The sequence below is a fragment of the Ensifer sp. Root31 genome, from assembly GCF_001424825.1.
GTDB lineage: Bacteria > Pseudomonadota > Alphaproteobacteria > Rhizobiales > Rhizobiaceae > Ensifer > Ensifer canadensis.
Map to the genome: position 1 here is coordinate 258,895 of NZ_LMCO01000045.1, position 15,460 is coordinate 274,354.

The window sequence follows — 15,460 nt, forward strand, 5'->3', positions numbered from 1 at the left end:
TAAGACTTTCAACGCCGCCCGAGTCCCTGTTGTGGGGTGGCGTTGGACGGGAAACGGGCTGAGGCATGGAAAGTCATACAGTCAGAAACGACCGGTTCCCGCCCAAGCGCGGAGGCCTCCGGACACGTGCTGTGGTTGCATTGCTTGCGACGACGCTGCTTTCCGCCTGCCAGTCGGTGATCGAGCAGACCTACGAGCCGACCGTATCGCCGTCCTCCAATCCGCAGATCGTCGACGAAGTCCAGAAGAACGACCCCCGTGCCCAGCTCGGCGCGCGCGAACACCCGCGCATCGTCGCGAGCTACGGCGGGGAGTACAAGGACGCAAAGACGGAGCGGCTGGTCGCCCGCATCGCCGGCGCCCTGACGGCCGTCTCGGAAAACCCGCAGCAGTCCTACCGCATCACCATTCTCAATTCCCCGGCGATCAACGCCTTTGCGCTGCCCGGCGGCTATCTCTATGTCACCCGCGGCCTGCTTGCGCTTGCCAATGACGCGTCCGAGGTTGCGGCCGTGCTGTCGCATGAAATGGCGCACGTCACCGCCAACCATGGCATCGAGCGCCAGCAGCGCGAAGAGGCGGAAGTCATCGCCAGCCGCGTCGTCTCCGAGGTGCTGTCCTCGGATCTCGCCGGCAAGCAGGCACTGGCGCGCGGCAAGCTGCGTCTGGCCGCCTTCTCCCGCAACCAGGAGCTCCAGGCTGACGTCATCGGCGTGCGCATGCTGGGCGAGGCCGGTTACGACCCCTATGCGGCGGCACGCTTCCTCGATTCCATGGCCGCCTACAGCCGCTTCTCCGCGGTCGATCCGGAAGCAGACCAGAGCCTCGACTTCCTATCGAGCCACCCGAATGCCCCGCAGCGCGTCGATCTCGCGCGCCGGCACGCGCGCGCGTTTGGCGCCGAGGGCACCAGCGGCGACCGCGGGCGCGACTATTATCTCGCCGGCATCGACGGCCTGCTCTATGGCGACAGCCCGCAGGAAGGCTATGTCCGCGGCCAGACCTTCATGCATGGCCAGCTCGGCATTCGTTTCGACGTGCCGACCGGCTTCCAGATCGACAACAAGGCAGAAGCGGTCCTGGCAACCGGCCCCGGCGACGTGGCGATCCGTTTCGACGGCATCGCCGATACGGCCCGCAAGAGCCTGACGGATTACATCGCCAGCGGCTGGGTGACCGGCCTGCAGCCCGATACCATCCGTCCGATCAGCGTCAACGGTCTTGAGGCCGCAACGGCCCGCGCGTCTGCCGATCGCTGGGACTTCGACGTCACGGTCGTGCGCATCGACAACCGCATCTACCGCTTCCTGACTGCCGTTCCAAAAGGGTCGCGCGCGCTGGAGCCGACGGCAAACCAGCTGCGCGCAACGTTCCGCAAGATGACGCCGGCCGAAGCACAGTCGCTGAAGCCGCTGCGCATCCGCGTCGCCGTGGTCAAGCCCGGAGAGACGATCGCCATGCTGTCGGCCCGGATGATGGGTACCGACCGCAAGCTCGATCTGTTCCGGCTGATCAACGCCATGCAGGTGACCTCGACCATCAAGCCGGGCGACCGGGTGAAGATCATTTCCGAATAAACGCCAACGGCGCCGCACCATTCAGTCCGACGCCGTCTTATGTCTTCGTGTCAAAGATGCGAAATCGCTTGCCGTGCCCGACGCGCGTTTGACGCGTTGAGGTTTCCGGCGCGAACGTGCAACTGCGTCATCACGTGTTCACCCGTCCTATGGACGGGATGGCCACCCACTGCATGTTTCCTTAAATCCTATTCGATTTAAGGATAAAAACATGCAGCAATTCAAAGTGCTACAGCGACCTTAGCGCGTCTAATAAGACGCGCGGCGCTGTAGGCACGTCTCCCGAAAATGCTTCAGTGCACGACCGATGTCAGCGCCGGAGCCTTGGTTGCCAGCGCCGCCCTGAGCTTTTCAAGCGCCCGCGTCTCGATCTGGCGGACCCGCTCCTTGGAGATGCCGAGGTCGAGCCCGAGCTCCTCCAGCGTTGCGCCTTCCTCTGACAGACGTCGTGCGCGGATGATCCGCATCTCGCGCTCGGTCAGCGCACCCATGGCGTCGTGCAGCCAGATGCGGGCACGCTCGCCGTCGATCATGTCGCTCACCTGTTCGTCAGGCAGCGGCGCGTCGCTTGCGAGAAAGTCGAGGCGCTCTCCCCCATCGGAATCCGCCCCACCGACCGGTGCCTGCAGCGAGGTGTCGCTGCCGGAAAGGCGGGCATCCATGGTCTGGACGTCGGCAATGCTGACCCCGAGTGCGGCGGCAATTTCCTCATGCATAGCCTGCGATGTGAGCTGACGATCGCCTTGGGCAAGCCGCGCGCGCAGCCGGCGAAGATTGAAGAACAGCGCCTTCTGCGCCGAACTGGTGCCGCCACGAACGATCGACCAATTGCGCAGAACGTAGTCCTGCATCGAGGCACGGATCCACCAGGTCGCGTAGGTCGAGAAGCGCACTTCACGGCTGGGCTCGAAGCGCGCGGCGGCTTCGAGCAGGCCTATATGCCCCTCCTGAACGAGATCGCCCATCGGCAGGCCGAAATTGCGGAATTTTGCCGCCATGGAAATGACCAGCCGCATATGCGACATGGCGATCTTGTTGCGGGCGTCCTGATCGTGATCGTTTCGCCAGGCCGTGGCCAGGGCGTGTTCTTCTTCACGCTCGAGATAAGGCGCCTCCATCGCAATCTTGATCATGCGCCTGTCTGCTGTGAGAGTCCTCATCGATCGCTCCATGGCGGGCGCCTGGACGCCGCTAACGGGTGAAGTCCAAGGGCCGGACGGAAGGACCCGACCGACGCCGACGGCGGCTGGTGCGACGACACCGAAGCTTGAAGAACCGGTGCAGCGCCCTACTTCCAAACTACGAAGCTGAATTCTGACAGAAGATCAGAGCACCCAGATCGCCCCGGCAGGAAGGCGGCGCATCCCTGCCGGCTTTGATAAATGCGCGCCGGCGAGAAAAGTTCCCTCGCCCCGACGAAAAAGCTGCAAGCAGGAATGGTGCAAACGAAAAAGCCCGGCGCGATGGCCGGGCTTTGTCTTGTCGTGATGGTATGGGACTGGCGCTCTTTAAGCTGCCTCGTCCTGGGCGTCGTCTTCTTCGATCGCCTTGCCGCGCTTCGGACCCTTGTTAAGATTGGCTTCGACCAGGCGAACAGCCTCGGTCTCGGACATCTTGTTCACGGCCGCGATTTCGCGCGCCATGCGGTCGAGGGCAGCTTCATAGAGCTGGCGTTCGGAATAGGACTGCTCCGGCTGGTTTTCTGCGCGGTAGAGGTCGCGCACGACTTCTGCGATCGAGATCAGATCGCCGGAATTGATCTTGGCATCGTATTCCTGTGCGCGGCGCGACCACATGGTCCGCTTGACGCGAGCCTTGCCCTGCACAACCTTCAACGCGCGATCGACGAAATCGGTCTCCGAGAGCTTGCGCATGCCGATGCTGACGGCCTTGGCGACCGGCACCTTCAGGCGCATCTTGTCCTTATCGAAATCGATGACAAAAAGCTCAAGCTTCATGCCGGCAACTTCCTGCTCCTCGATAGCGACGATCTGTCCGACGCCATGGGCCGGATAGACAATCGATTCACCGGTCTTGAAGCCGTGGCGTGTCGAAGATTTTTTCTGCTGGGTCGTCATTCGTTTCAAAAACTCCCTGTTTCGCACCCGGCCATTCTTGGCCGGGGCCGGGTCAGTGAGGCCCGGGATAGACGGGGATACCGCCGGGTGGGTCCATCCTGGTCCGTCCAAAGGAACCCAAACAATCCCATCAAACGCGGTCACAATAGAGAGACGCAACGGTGCGTATCTGGAAAAACCGCGCTGTGGAGATCGTTTGCTTTCGTGAGGTTTTCGGGCGCGCAAAAACACCCTCTGTGGATCAGTAGAAGGACCCTATCACAAAAAACTGCGGAAATCAATAATTTGCTGCATGGCAGCCATCAAGCCGCCATTCTCGCAGATGCGAGGGCGGAGCCTGATTTTCCCCAGATTTGACGCCGGGGTCATTATCGTCTCGCCAGCCTCGGCGCACGGACCGAGGCCGAGCGCCTCAGTCGCCCTGGCCGGGTTCGGCAGAGAAGTACTTCTCGTACTTGCCTTCGACCCCGTCCATTTCCTTGGCTTCCGGCATCGCGTCGCGCTTGATGGTGACGTTCGGCCACTTGGTGGCAAAATCAGCGTTCACTTTCAACCACATATCGAGGCCCGGCTCGGTGTCTGGCTTGATGGCCTCGGCAGGACATTCCGGCTCGCAGACGCCGCAATCGATGCATTCATCGGGATGAATGACGAGAAAATTCTCGCCTTCGTAGAAGCAGTCCACCGGGCAGACTTCAACGCAATCCATGTACTTGCAGCGAATGCAATTGTCGGTCACGACATACGTCATGAGGTACTCCAGCCAATGCTCACGTTTGATGGCGGACCGCAATCAATGGTGATGCTCATGTCCGCGCATGCTAGGAATGTCCGGCGCGCATAGCTGCCGAAGCAAGACCGATGCACTCAACGTGGGTTGTCAGGTAAAGGCTTTATGGACCCTTTGCAAGAATATTCAATGCGCAAAACGCCGCGCTGAAGGCAGAGTTTTCTAATCGTCGAGCGGATTGAAACCGGGCTTCAACCGGTCGGTTTCGCGCCGCTCTTTCTTGGTGGGTCGCCCCGCCCCCGGCTCACGCGTCGCGAGGTCAAAAGCCGAGAGCTTTTCCCGCGGCTCCGCCGGCGTCAGGTCCTCGTAGAGCAGCCGCGCCTCATCGAAAGGGCCGCGTCGTTCGCCGGGCAGAAGCACACGCACGATCACGTCGCGCCGTTCGAGCGACACAGCGAGCACATCGCCCGCCTTCACCTGGAAGGAGGACTGCTTGACCCGTTCGTCATTGACAGTGACGTGCCCCGCCTCGATCGCCTTTTGGGCGAGCGAGCGGGACTTCAACAGGCGCGTGAAGAACAGCCATTTGTCGAGACGCTGGCGCGATGCCGGGTTGGACGCAGACTGTTTCTCCATGGCGTTCCTACTTCTTCATCTGCTCCTTGAGAGCGGCAAGCTTGGCAAAGGGCGAATCCGGATCGATCGGCTTCTCCTTGCGCGGCGGGCGCGCCTCGAACTTGGCCGCGTTCGGCTTGCCGCCGCGATCGTGACGATCATGGCGATCCTGCCGCTGGCCACCCTCGGGCTTGCCGTCGTGCCGCTTGCCGCGGGCCGGTGCGCCGGCCTTGCGGCCGCCTTCGCGTCCCTCGCCCTGGCCTTGGCCTTGCCCCTGGCGCGGACCGCCACGGCGCTGATCGCCCTGGTGACGGCCACCCTGGCGCTGATTGTCCTGGCGGGTGCCCGGACGCCAGAGGAGAACCGGCTTGGCTTCGGCAGCCTCGGCACCCTCTTCCGCGGTTGCCTGGGGAGCGGCAGCTTCGCCTTCGGCAGTCGCCGGCTCGACGGAGGCAGGTGCCTCGGTTTCAGCCGGTTCGCCTTCACCGCTTGCATCCGCATCGTCGTGGTCGGCGGCAGCTTCCGTGGACGCCTCGGCCGGGGCTGCAGGCGCCACGCCCTGGCTTGCCAGGAACGCTGCGGCATCCTCGGCCTTCACGCTATCGGCGCGGTAGCCAAGCCCCTTGAGAATTTCTTCCATATCGTCAGGCGTTGCGCCGAGAATGGAGAGCATGGAGGTCGTCGCGGTGAAGCGACGGCCGTCATAGGCGCCTTCGGGACGCGGCTGCGCACCCGGCTTCCACTGCAGCAGCGGACGGATGAGATCCGCCAGACGCTCGAGGATGTCGATGCGAACGGCACGCTTGCCGAGGAAACGGAAGCCCGCGAGCTTGTAGAACGTCCGCTCAAACGAGGGATCGGTAACGACCGAGGTGCGGCCAGCGGCCAGCATCGGGATCAGATCGCCATAGCCAGCCTTGTCGAGGCCATCGTTCTTCAGCGCCCAGAGCAGCGTAATGAGCTCGGCCGGAGCCGGCTTCAACAGCGCGGGCAGGAAGATGTGATAGGCGCCGAAGCGGACGCCATACTTGCGGATCGAGGCGCGACCGTCCTGGTCGAGCGACTTCACCTCTTCGGCGACGTCGCGGCGGAACAGCACGCCGAGATTTTCGACGAGCTGGAATGCCAGCCCCTTGGCGAGGCCTTCGAGATCCTCGGCGCGCGAGATATCGTCAAGCGGTTTCAGCACCGTGCCGATATGATGGTTCACGAAACGCTCGATGCGGGCGACGACATGCTCGCGCGCATTGGCCTGCAGCTGCTCGTCGGCAAGCAGGATGACGCGCGGACGCATGACATGGTCGCTGGCCGCAAGCCGAGCCACGGGATCGCCGAGCCAACGCACCAGTCCGTCGGACGATAGCGCAAGGTCGCCATTGCCGGAGGCGTGCAGACGCGCCGCACGCGCTTCGAACTCGAGCGCCAGCGCCTTCTGCGCAGCACCCTGCACGGCCTTGGCATCCGGTCCGTCTCCGCCGGTCGCCAGCGTAAACCGGAAACCGGTTAGTTGTCCTACGTGATGGCCTTCAACGAAGACGTCACCATTCACACTGATTTCAGCTTCCAGCATAGCATTCTCTCTCAGGCGCTTCATGAGCACAGATGTCCTGCGATCAACAAAGCGTTTCGTCAACCGTTCATGTAGTGCGTCGGACAATCGATCTTCAATTTCCCGCGTCTTTTCTTGCCAGTGTGTCGGATCGGCAAGCCATCCGGGCCGGTTCGACACATAGGTCCAGGTTCTGATCTGCGCGATTCGCGCCGAAAGTGTGTCGATCTCACCATCGGTATAATCCGCCCGACGGACTTGCTCGGCCATGAAATCTTCGTTCACGGCGCCACGTCGGACAAGATCGGCGTAGATCGTGGAGATCAGATCGGCGTGTTGAGCCGGTGTAATGCGGCGATAATCCGGCAATGCACAGGCTTCCCACAATTTTTCGACCCGGTCCGGCGTCGTCGCCAGATCGGCCACTTCGGGATAGCGCGACAAATGTTCGAACGCCTGCTGATCCACCGCAGGTAGAGCGCGCGCAAGCCCCGGAATTGTCGGGGCGGCATCCAGGCTTCGCTTCAACGCGGCAAGCGACGCATAGTCAAACGCCTTGGAGCGCCATTGCAGCACCTTGAGCGGATCGAATTCATGTGACTCGATGCGATGCACCAGCTCGTTGTCGAACGGATCGACCCGGCCGGTGACGCCGAACGTGCCATCGCGCAGGTGCCGCCCGGCACGCCCGGCGATCTGCGCCAGTTCGGCCGGATTGAGGTTGCGGAACTGGTAGCCGTCGAACTTGCGGTCCTGTGCGAAGGCGACATGGTCGACGTCGAGGTTCAATCCCATGCCGATCGCATCGGTCGCCACCAGAAACTCGACGTCGCCTTCCTGATAGAGCGCGACCTGGGCATTGCGCGTGCGCGGCGACAGCGCCCCGAGCACGACGGCAGCGCCGCCGCGCTGACGGCGGATCAGCTCGGCAATCGCATAGACTTCGTCTGCCGAAAAGGCGACGATGGCCGAGCGATGCGGCAGGCGGGTGATTTTCTTCGACCCGGCATAGAGCAGCTGCGACATGCGCGGGCGTTCGACGACGGTGATGCCCGGCAACAATTGTTCGAGGATCGGCCGCATCGTCGCGGCCCCGAGCAGCAGCGTCTCGCCGCGGCCGCGCAGATAGAGCAGCCGGTCGGTGAAGATGTGACCACGCTCGAGATCGCCGGCGAGCTGCACTTCGTCGATCGCCACGAAGGACGCCGTCGTTTCGCGCGGCATCGCCTCGACCGTGCAGACCGAGTAGCGGGCGCGATGTGGGGTGATCTTTTCCTCGCCGGTGATCAGCGCAACGTTGTGATGGCCGACCTTTTCGACAACACGCGTATAGACCTCGCGCGCGAGCAGCCGCAGCGGCAGCCCGATGACGCCGCTATCGTGCGCGATCATGCGCTCGATCGCATAATGCGTCTTGCCGGTATTGGTTGGCCCGAGCACCGCGGTGACGCCGCGGCCGCTCAGGATCATGGGGTGAACGGACACGTCATCGATCCCGGGCATTCAAGAACATAAGAGGCGCCTTTACGCGCCGGCGGCAAACACATGCCCACGCACCGCGGCAAACGCAAGGGGCGCCGGCAACTAAAACCATTTCCCGGCAAACCAGCGCCTGCCCGCACCACCATATCTGGACGTGCGAAATTAAGGTTCGGAACAGCCACGGAACGAATCGGCGACGAATCGCTGACTCCACTCGATTCACTGTATGTTCACGGCTACATATAGATTGCAACTGCCAATATTGCACCACATGCTGAATCACGTCTCTGGCAGCGCGTGCGCCGTGCACCCCGAGCGTTAATCTGGGTTGCCGAAGCATTAAAGGTGGCAAAGGATTCGGAATCCAAGACTCTGGAAAGTTTAGGAACTTTTAACCGAAGAATCAGGCTGATTCGCCGGAATCAGGGAATGGGAATCGCTGCGTTAACACATCGACCAAAGCCGGAACGAATCGACGACGAATCACAGACATCACTGCGTTCCACATTCGTTCTCCACAACATATGGTATGTCGACGCACGGCAAACAACAGGCCAGAAACCGGCTTTCTCCAACTTGCGGACAGATTCCGGTGCGCCATTAACCTTCTGTCTTTGAACCGAGCAGGCAATAAAAATGAAACGGCGCCCCAAACGGAGCGCCGTCGAAAGTGCGGGCGATAACAGGATCAGACGAAGAACTGTCCGCCATTGGCGGAGATCGTCGACCCCGTGATGAAGCCGGCATCGTCGGATGCGAGGAAAACCACACAGCGGGCAATCTCCTCCGGCTCGCCCAGACGACCGACCGGGATCTGCGGAATGATCCGCTCGTTGAGAACCTTTTCCGGTATCGCCCGCACCATCTCCGTGCCGATGTAGCCCGGGCAGATGGCATTGACAGTGATGCCTTTGGCAGCCCCTTCCTGGGAGAGTGCCTTGGTGAAGCCGAGATCACCGGCCTTGGCGGCCGAGTAGTTCGCCTGCCCCATCTGGCCCTTCTGGCCGTTGATCGACGAAATGTTGATCACCCGCCCGAAGCTGCGGTCCCGCATGCCGGTCCAGACCGGATGGGTCATGTTGAACAGGCCGGTCAGGTTGGTGTTGATCACCTCGCCCCATTGCTCCGGGGTCATCTTGTGGAACATGGCATCACGGGTGATGCCGGCATTGTTGACAAGCACTTCGATCGGCCCAAGGTCGGCCTCGACCTTGGCAATGCCGTCGACGCAGGACTGATAGTTGGAGACATCCCACTTGTAGACCGGGATGCCGGTTTCCTCCTTGAACGCCTGCGCCTTCTCGTCATTGCCGGCGTAGTTGGCAGCAACCTTGTATCCTGCATTCTTCAGCGCGATGGAAATCGCGGCGCCAATGCCGCGTGACCCGCCCGTAACCAATGCTACCCTGCTCATGCTCGCCTCCCACTTGATTAATTCAGTTTATCAAAGGCCTTCTTCATCAATTTTTCGCCCATATGCTGCCCGTAGATCCTGGCCGCAGCCTGAAATTGCGGATCAGCGAGCATGGACATTCCGACCTCGCACTTGGTCAGCGCGAGGTTCATCAACAGACTGCTCATCTGGACGACGTAGGATTTGACACTGCCGCTGTCGTCGTTGAGGGCAGCGATCATCAGGTTCTTGAAAACGGTCTCGTCATCGACAGTCGTGTGGTCCAGCATGCACTGGACCACTTTTGCCTGTTCGAACGGCGGAGATGTCGCATGACCCTGGTTCGCCGACGAAGCGACAAACAGGACCGAAAAGATCAACCCGCTGACATGACGCATGCGGTCGGGCCGGTCAGAGACGCTCGACGCACATGGCGACGCCCATGCCGCCACCGATGCACAAGGTCACAAGGCCCTTGGAAACGCCGCGGCGCTTCATTTCGAACAGCAGCGTGTTGAGAACGCGGGCGCCGGACGCGCCGATCGGATGTCCGATCGCAATCGCGCCGCCATTGACGTTGACGATCGACGGATCCCAGCCGAGGTCCTTGTTGACCGCGCAGGCCTGTGCCGCGAAGGCCTCGTTGGCTTCGACGAGTTCGACATCACCGATCGCCCAGCCGGCCTTCTCCAGCGCCTTGCGCGATGCCGGGATCGGGCCTGTGCCCATCACCTGCGGATCGACGCCGGCCGTGGCCCAGGAAACGATGCGCGCGAGCGGCTGAATGCCGCGCTTGGCGGCCTCTGCCTCGGTCATCAGCAGGGTGGCGGCGGCACCGTCATTGAGGCCGGATGCGTTGCCGGCGGTCACGGTTCCCTCCTTGTCGAAGGCCGGACGCAGCTTGGTCATCTGGTCGATGGTCGCGCCATGGCGGATATATTCGTCCTGATCGACGATGACGTCACCCTTGCGGCCCTTGACGACGAACGGAACGATCTCGTCAGCGAAGCGGCCCGCCTTCTGCGCGGCCTCGGCCTTATTCTGCGACGCCAGCGCAAACTGATCCTGCTCCTCGCGGGTCAGCTGCCACTGACGGGCGACATTCTCCGCGGTGATACCCATGTGGTAGCCGTAGAAGGCGTCCGTCAGGCCATCCTTGATCATCGTGTCGATCATCTTGAAGTCGCCCATCTTCACGCCGCCACGCAGGTGCGAGCAATGCGGTGCCATCGACATCGACTCCATGCCGCCGGCAATGATGATTTCTGCATCGCCGGATGCGATCTGCTGCATGCCGAGCGCGACTGCGCGCAGGCCCGAGCCGCAAAGCTGGTTCATGCCCCAGGCGGTCTTTTCTGGCGGAATGCCCGCCTTCATCGCGGCCTGGCGCGCCGGGTTCTGGCCTTCGCCTGCCTGCAGCACCTGCCCGAGGATCACTTCATCGACCTCGTTCGCCTCGACGCCGGCGCGTTCGAGTACCGCCTTGATGACGGCGGCGCCAAGCTCGTGGGCCGGTGTGTTGCCGAAGGCACCGTTGAAGGATCCGACGGCGGTACGTGCCGCGCTGGCGATCACGATGGAGGGATTGCTCATGGGGGACGTTTCCTCAGATTTTCTTGCGTGACGACAGCAGACTGGCAAAGCGCGGGGCGCAAGTCAAACGCCTTGATGCACTGCCGCAAAACCGTCATCCCCTGCCGACCGCGAGATTTCGCACTTGCGTCGCCGCATCGCACAAAGACATTGTCAGCGGCATTCGTTTGCGGATACTCTGAAAAGTAGAAAAAGACGGACCGCGGGTAATGAGGAGAGCCTGATGGCGAAGAACGACGGCCAGATCGTAATCAAGAAATATGCGAACCGGCGGCTCTACAACACCGGGACCAGCACCTACGTCACGCTCGACGACCTGGCCGTGATGGTGAAGAAGGGCGAGGAGTTTACCGTACAGGACGCCAAATCAGGCGAAGACATTACCCATTCGGTTCTGACGCAGATCATCTTCGAGCAGGAATCCAAGACCGGCAACACGCTGCTGCCGATTTCGTTCCTGCGCCAGCTGATTTCCTTCTACGGCGACCAGATGCAGATGGTCGTGCCGAGCTATCTCGAGCACTCGATGCAGGCCTTCACCGAGCAGCAGGTGCAGATGCGGGAGCAGATCAACAAGGCCTTCGGCGACACGCCGCTCGGCAAGAACCTGCAGGCGCCGCTGCAACTGGTCGAGGAGCAGGTTCGGCGCAACACAGAGATGTTCCATCAGGCGATGCAGATGTTTTCGCCGTTCATCGCCTCGCCTCCGGTCAAGGAGACCAAGAAGGCGGAAGCCAAGGATATCGACGAGTTGAAGGAGCAATTGCGCGCCCTTCAGACCAAGCTCGACAATCTCGGCTGAGCGTATCGCGACGGCGCCGCGGTCCTCATCGGCACGCGGCGATGTGAGCGTTCTTCTTCAGTCCGCTTCAAAGACCGATTGAAACGTCCCGGCCGGCCGATCGCATCGACACGGAGAAGCCGGCGATGACGTCGATGAAGCTGATCGTCATCAGGATGAAGAAGATTTGTGTGGCCGCCGGGGCGACCAGTAGGAACTCGACCAGGAACGCGATGAAGAGCACCATCGACAACAGATGGTCCATCAGCGCCCGCGTGCCGGTGCGGGTCGCCTTGAGAATTTCCACGAAAAGCAGAAGCAAGGCCACGACGATCAGGAGATCGCCGAAGCTCATGGCCCATGTCGCGCCGGACAGCATGGACAGCGACATCACGCCGGCACCGAGGCCAGCCGTGCCGCCGAAAAGGCCGAGCATGGCAAGGTTGTAGATGGCAAAGGGCAGGATCAGCAATGGAATGGCGGCAAGCATGAACAAATGCGCTCCCTCTTCAATGAGTGATCGCTACATGCGCCACGTGACGCCAGAGATCACCACGCCGACTTAATACCAACCTCTCCGTCGAGAAGATGTCAGGCATGCAAAAGAAAAGGGCTGGCAAAGCCAGCCCTTTAACTCGGTCCGCCAATGTCAGCGCTTATGCGCTTTCCTTCGGGGTCAGAACCTGACGACCACGGTACATGCCGGTCTTCAGGTCGATGTGGTGCGGGCGACGCAGTTCACCGGAGTTCTTGTCTTCGATGTAGGTCGGCGTCTTGAGGGCGTCAGCAGAACGGCGCATGCCACGCTTGGACGGGCTCGTTTTTCTTTTAGGTACAGCCATTTCATTCTCCACTTATCGGGCAAAACACTGTTCAGCAGCCGAAATGGCCGTATAAAACAGATGTTAATCACGGAAATTTGGCGCGCTTATACATGGCGAACTGCCGCTTGACCAGTCCCCGAGCGCAATTTTTCGACTCCTCCTCGCAAGGAAGTCGAATCAGACTTCTTCCTCGGCAACGATCCACGGTTCCGCTCGTGCGGCCGCTTCCCATTTCCGGGATGCCGGATGCGCCTTTACTCGCTCCATATATCCCAACGTCGTGGGGTCGCTAACGAGATTGTAGACGTCGAAGCGGTTAACCACAGGCGCGTACATCGCATCCGCAGCCGTGAACGACCCGAAAAGGAACGGACCGCCGGAGCGCGCGAGCGCGTCGGCCCAGATCGTCTCGATGCGGGCGACATCGGCGCGCACGTCGCCCGAAACCCCAAGCGTCTGTTTCTGCCGGCGAATGTTCATCGGGCAGGCGCTGCGCAAGGCACGAAAGCCGGAGAGCATTTCGCAGGCATAGCTGCGCGCCCGCGCCCGGTCCTGTTGGTCTGCCGGCCAAAGCCCGGCATCCGGAAACAGTTCGGCGACATATTCGATGATCGCCAGCGACTCCCAGATCTTGACGTCGCCATGCTCGAGAAGCGGCACACGCCCGGTCGGCGAGATTTCCCGCAGCTTCGGGTTTCCGGCCGCAAAATCGAAGGGAATGACCACGTCCTCGAAGGCAATGCCTGAGGCTTCGAGCGCCAGCCACGGTCGCAGCGACCAGGACGAATAGTTCTTGTTGCCGACGTAAAGGACGAGTTTGTTCAAGATTGGATCTCCCTATGCACCCTGCTGCAACCATTACAGCGCCGCGCGTCTTATTAGACGCGCAAAGGTCGCTGTAGCACTTTGAACTGCTGCATGTTTTTATCCTTAAATCGAATAGGATTTAAGGAAACATGCAGTAGGCCACGGCGAGCATCAGGACCAATGAATAGGCGTCATCTCAATCATAAAGGCAGGTGATGTATCCGCCCGATCGGCTGGCCCGGCGCTCGATCAGTGATGCCAGGCGTTTCAGTCCGCGCCCCGGTTTTCCGGCGTTGCGCTCTTTCGGGTTGGGCAGCGACACGGCGAGAAGAGCGGCCTGGCGCCTGGAAAGCTTGGCGGCGGAAACGCCGAAATGGTGGCGGGCGGCAGCCTCGATGCCGTAGATACCGTCACCCCATTCGGCGACATTCAGGTAGATCTCCATCATCCGCTGTTTGCTCCAGACGAAGTCGGCGGCGATGGCGAGCGGCAGTTCCATCGCCTTGCGCACGAAGGAGCGGCCGTTCCAGAGGAAGAGGTTCTTCACCGTCTGCATCGGGATGGTGCTGGCGCCGCGCGTCGATTCCCCATCGAGCGCATCCTCAACCACGCCCCGCATCTGCCCCCAGTCGACGCCGTCGTGGATGCAGAACTGGCCATCCTCCGACATCATCACCGATTGCACCAGCACCGGCGCTATCTTGTCGAACTCGACCCACTGTCGGTCATAGCCGCGCAGCAGCACGAGGTCGCGCAGCATCAGCGTCGAAACCGGGCGAATGAAGTCGATGAGATAGAGCGCAATCAGCGCATAGGGCAGAAGCAACAGGCCAAGAACGACGAAAATGATGCGACGGCGATGCAGGCGCCACGTCCGACGGAGGGACGACCAGCGACTGGCGGGCATATCGCCCTCCTCACGCGCCTCGGGAACGATGTCCACGGCCTGACTGTCCACCTCTCTGTCCATCCGTTTCTCTTAGTGCATGGGCTGGCAAAGTTGAACGGGCTTTCTGGCAAAAGGCAAGGCACTCACAGGTCTGTCCTCGACAAAGCGCACTGCCGCGACACGAAAGCCCGTTGAAAGCGCCTTTCGCGCATGTCAAAGAGCGCTCATGAGACAGGAAACACCGACCTTCGAGACCCAACTGAAACGCAACGCGCTCGCGATCGAGACGCTGCTGGGGCGCCTGCTGGGTTTGAGCATCGAACCCGACGAGATCGGCCGCCCGGAAAACCTGCTCGGCGCGATGCGTCACGGCGTCCTCAACGGCGGCAAGCGGTTGCGCCCGTTTCTGGTGATCGAATGCGCCAGCCTGCTGGGCGGACGCTTCGATGCAGCGCTGCGGGTCGGTGCGGCGCTCGAATGCGTCCACTGCTACTCTCTGGTCCATGACGACCTGCCGGCGATGGACGACGACGACATCCGGCGCGGCCAGCCGACCGTACACAAGGCTTTCGACGAGGCGACTGCGATCCTTGCCGGCGACAGCCTGCTGACCTTCGCCTTCGACATCATCGCATCGCCGGAGACGCCGCTTGCCGACGCACAGAAGGCGGCGCTTGTCCTCGCGCTGGCGCGTGCTGCCGGCCATGGCGGCATGGCCGGTGGACAGGCGCTCGACCTTGCGGCGGAGAAATCCACTCCCGACGAAGCCGGCATCGTCACCCTTCAGGCGATGAAGACAGGCGCGCTTCTGCGCTTTGCCTGCGAGGCGGGCGCGATCGTCGCCGGAGCAGACGCGAACGACCGTCACCGTCTGCGCAGCTTCGGCGAAAAGATCGGCCTTGCCTTCCAGCTCGCCGACGACCTGCTTGACCTCACCGCCGACGCCGAGACCATGGGCAAGGCAACCGGCAAGGATGCCGCACGCGGCAAGGGCACGCTCGTCGCGCTCCACGGACAGGCCTGGGCCGAGACCCGGCTGGAACAACTGGTGGCGGAGGCAGAGGCGCTGCTCGAACCCTATGGCGAGCGCTCGTCGATCCTTGCCGAAACCGCCCGCTTCATCGCCAATCGCAGGAATTGAA

15 protein-coding genes are annotated in these 15,460 nt (G+C 61.7%); 3 read left to right on the forward strand and 12 right to left on the reverse strand.

Annotated features, from left to right (window positions below):
- Positions 1–65 precede the first annotated feature (65 nt).
- Positions 66–1,577 carry a M48 family metalloprotease gene (locus ASD00_RS30355; protein ID WP_025425214.1) on the forward strand — a complete coding sequence of 504 codons (1,512 nt, stop codon included), beginning with the start codon at positions 66–68 and terminating at the stop codon, positions 1,575–1,577.
- A gap of 293 nt (positions 1,578–1,870) precedes the next feature.
- Here ASD00_RS30355 and ASD00_RS30360 read toward each other — a convergent pair whose 3' ends face one another.
- The 8 genes from ASD00_RS30360 to ASD00_RS30395 form a co-directional block, all read right to left on the reverse strand.
- A complete protein-coding gene (locus tag ASD00_RS30360; RefSeq protein ID WP_025425215.1) occupies positions 1,871–2,737 on the reverse strand; it encodes an RNA polymerase factor sigma-32 in 867 nt (288 codons plus the stop codon).
- Between the two features lie 348 nt (positions 2,738–3,085).
- Positions 3,086–3,655 carry a CarD family transcriptional regulator gene (locus ASD00_RS30365; protein WP_057210874.1) on the reverse strand — a complete coding sequence of 190 codons (570 nt, stop codon included), beginning with the start codon at positions 3,653–3,655 and terminating at the stop codon, positions 3,086–3,088.
- A gap of 412 nt (positions 3,656–4,067) precedes the next feature.
- The gene (gene fdxA / locus ASD00_RS30370; RefSeq protein WP_025425217.1) at positions 4,068–4,406 is read right to left on the reverse strand and encodes a ferredoxin FdxA; all 339 of its coding nucleotides are present in this window, start codon (positions 4,404–4,406) and stop codon (positions 4,068–4,070) included.
- 201 nt (positions 4,407–4,607) lie between these two features.
- Entirely contained in the window at positions 4,608–5,021 is a 414-nt protein-coding gene (locus tag ASD00_RS30375; protein ID WP_057210875.1) for an RNA-binding S4 domain-containing protein, read from the reverse strand.
- Positions 5,022–5,028: 7 nt separating this feature from the next.
- A complete protein-coding gene (locus tag ASD00_RS30380) occupies positions 5,029–8,034 on the reverse strand; it encodes a DEAD/DEAH box helicase (protein WP_057210898.1) in 3,006 nt (1,001 codons plus the stop codon).
- Between the two features lie 685 nt (positions 8,035–8,719).
- Complete coding sequence (locus tag ASD00_RS30385; RefSeq protein ID WP_025425220.1) at positions 8,720–9,445, reverse strand: beta-ketoacyl-ACP reductase; 726 nt, start codon at positions 9,443–9,445, stop codon at positions 8,720–8,722.
- A 17-nt stretch (positions 9,446–9,462) separates the two neighbouring features.
- Positions 9,463–9,822 carry a hypothetical protein gene (locus tag ASD00_RS30390; protein ID WP_025425221.1) on the reverse strand — a complete coding sequence of 120 codons (360 nt, stop codon included), beginning with the start codon at positions 9,820–9,822 and terminating at the stop codon, positions 9,463–9,465.
- Between the two features lie 13 nt (positions 9,823–9,835).
- Positions 9,836–11,017 (reverse strand): acetyl-CoA C-acetyltransferase, encoded by a 1,182-nt coding sequence (locus tag ASD00_RS30395; RefSeq protein ID WP_025425222.1) that lies wholly within the window; start codon positions 11,015–11,017, stop codon positions 9,836–9,838.
- Positions 11,018–11,240: 223 nt separating this feature from the next.
- Between ASD00_RS30395 and phaR the strand changes: the two genes are divergently transcribed.
- Entirely contained in the window at positions 11,241–11,819 is a 579-nt protein-coding gene (gene phaR / locus ASD00_RS30400; protein ID WP_025425223.1) for a polyhydroxyalkanoate synthesis repressor PhaR, read from the forward strand.
- Positions 11,820–11,886: 67 nt separating this feature from the next.
- Here the strand turns inward: phaR and ASD00_RS30405 are convergent, their stop codons facing one another.
- The 4 genes from ASD00_RS30405 to mtgA form a co-directional block, all read right to left on the reverse strand.
- Positions 11,887–12,288, reverse strand: a complete 402-nt coding sequence (locus tag ASD00_RS30405) for a hypothetical protein (RefSeq protein ID WP_025425224.1) — start codon at positions 12,286–12,288, stop codon at positions 11,887–11,889.
- 166 nt (positions 12,289–12,454) lie between these two features.
- Entirely contained in the window at positions 12,455–12,640 is a 186-nt protein-coding gene (gene rpmF / locus ASD00_RS30410; protein WP_025425225.1) for a 50S ribosomal protein L32, read from the reverse strand.
- Positions 12,641–12,799: 159 nt separating this feature from the next.
- A complete protein-coding gene (locus ASD00_RS30415) occupies positions 12,800–13,447 on the reverse strand; it encodes a glutathione S-transferase family protein (protein WP_025425226.1) in 648 nt (215 codons plus the stop codon).
- Positions 13,448–13,625: 178 nt separating this feature from the next.
- Positions 13,626–14,372: a monofunctional biosynthetic peptidoglycan transglycosylase gene (gene mtgA, locus ASD00_RS30420; protein ID WP_025425227.1), complete on the reverse strand. Its 747-nt coding sequence runs from the start codon at positions 14,370–14,372 to the stop codon at positions 13,626–13,628.
- A gap of 172 nt (positions 14,373–14,544) precedes the next feature.
- Here mtgA and ASD00_RS30425 point away from each other — a divergent pair, with 172 nt between their 5' ends.
- Positions 14,545–15,459, forward strand: a complete 915-nt coding sequence (locus tag ASD00_RS30425; RefSeq protein WP_025425228.1) for a polyprenyl synthetase family protein — start codon at positions 14,545–14,547, stop codon at positions 15,457–15,459.
- Position 15,460 lies beyond the last annotated feature (1 nt).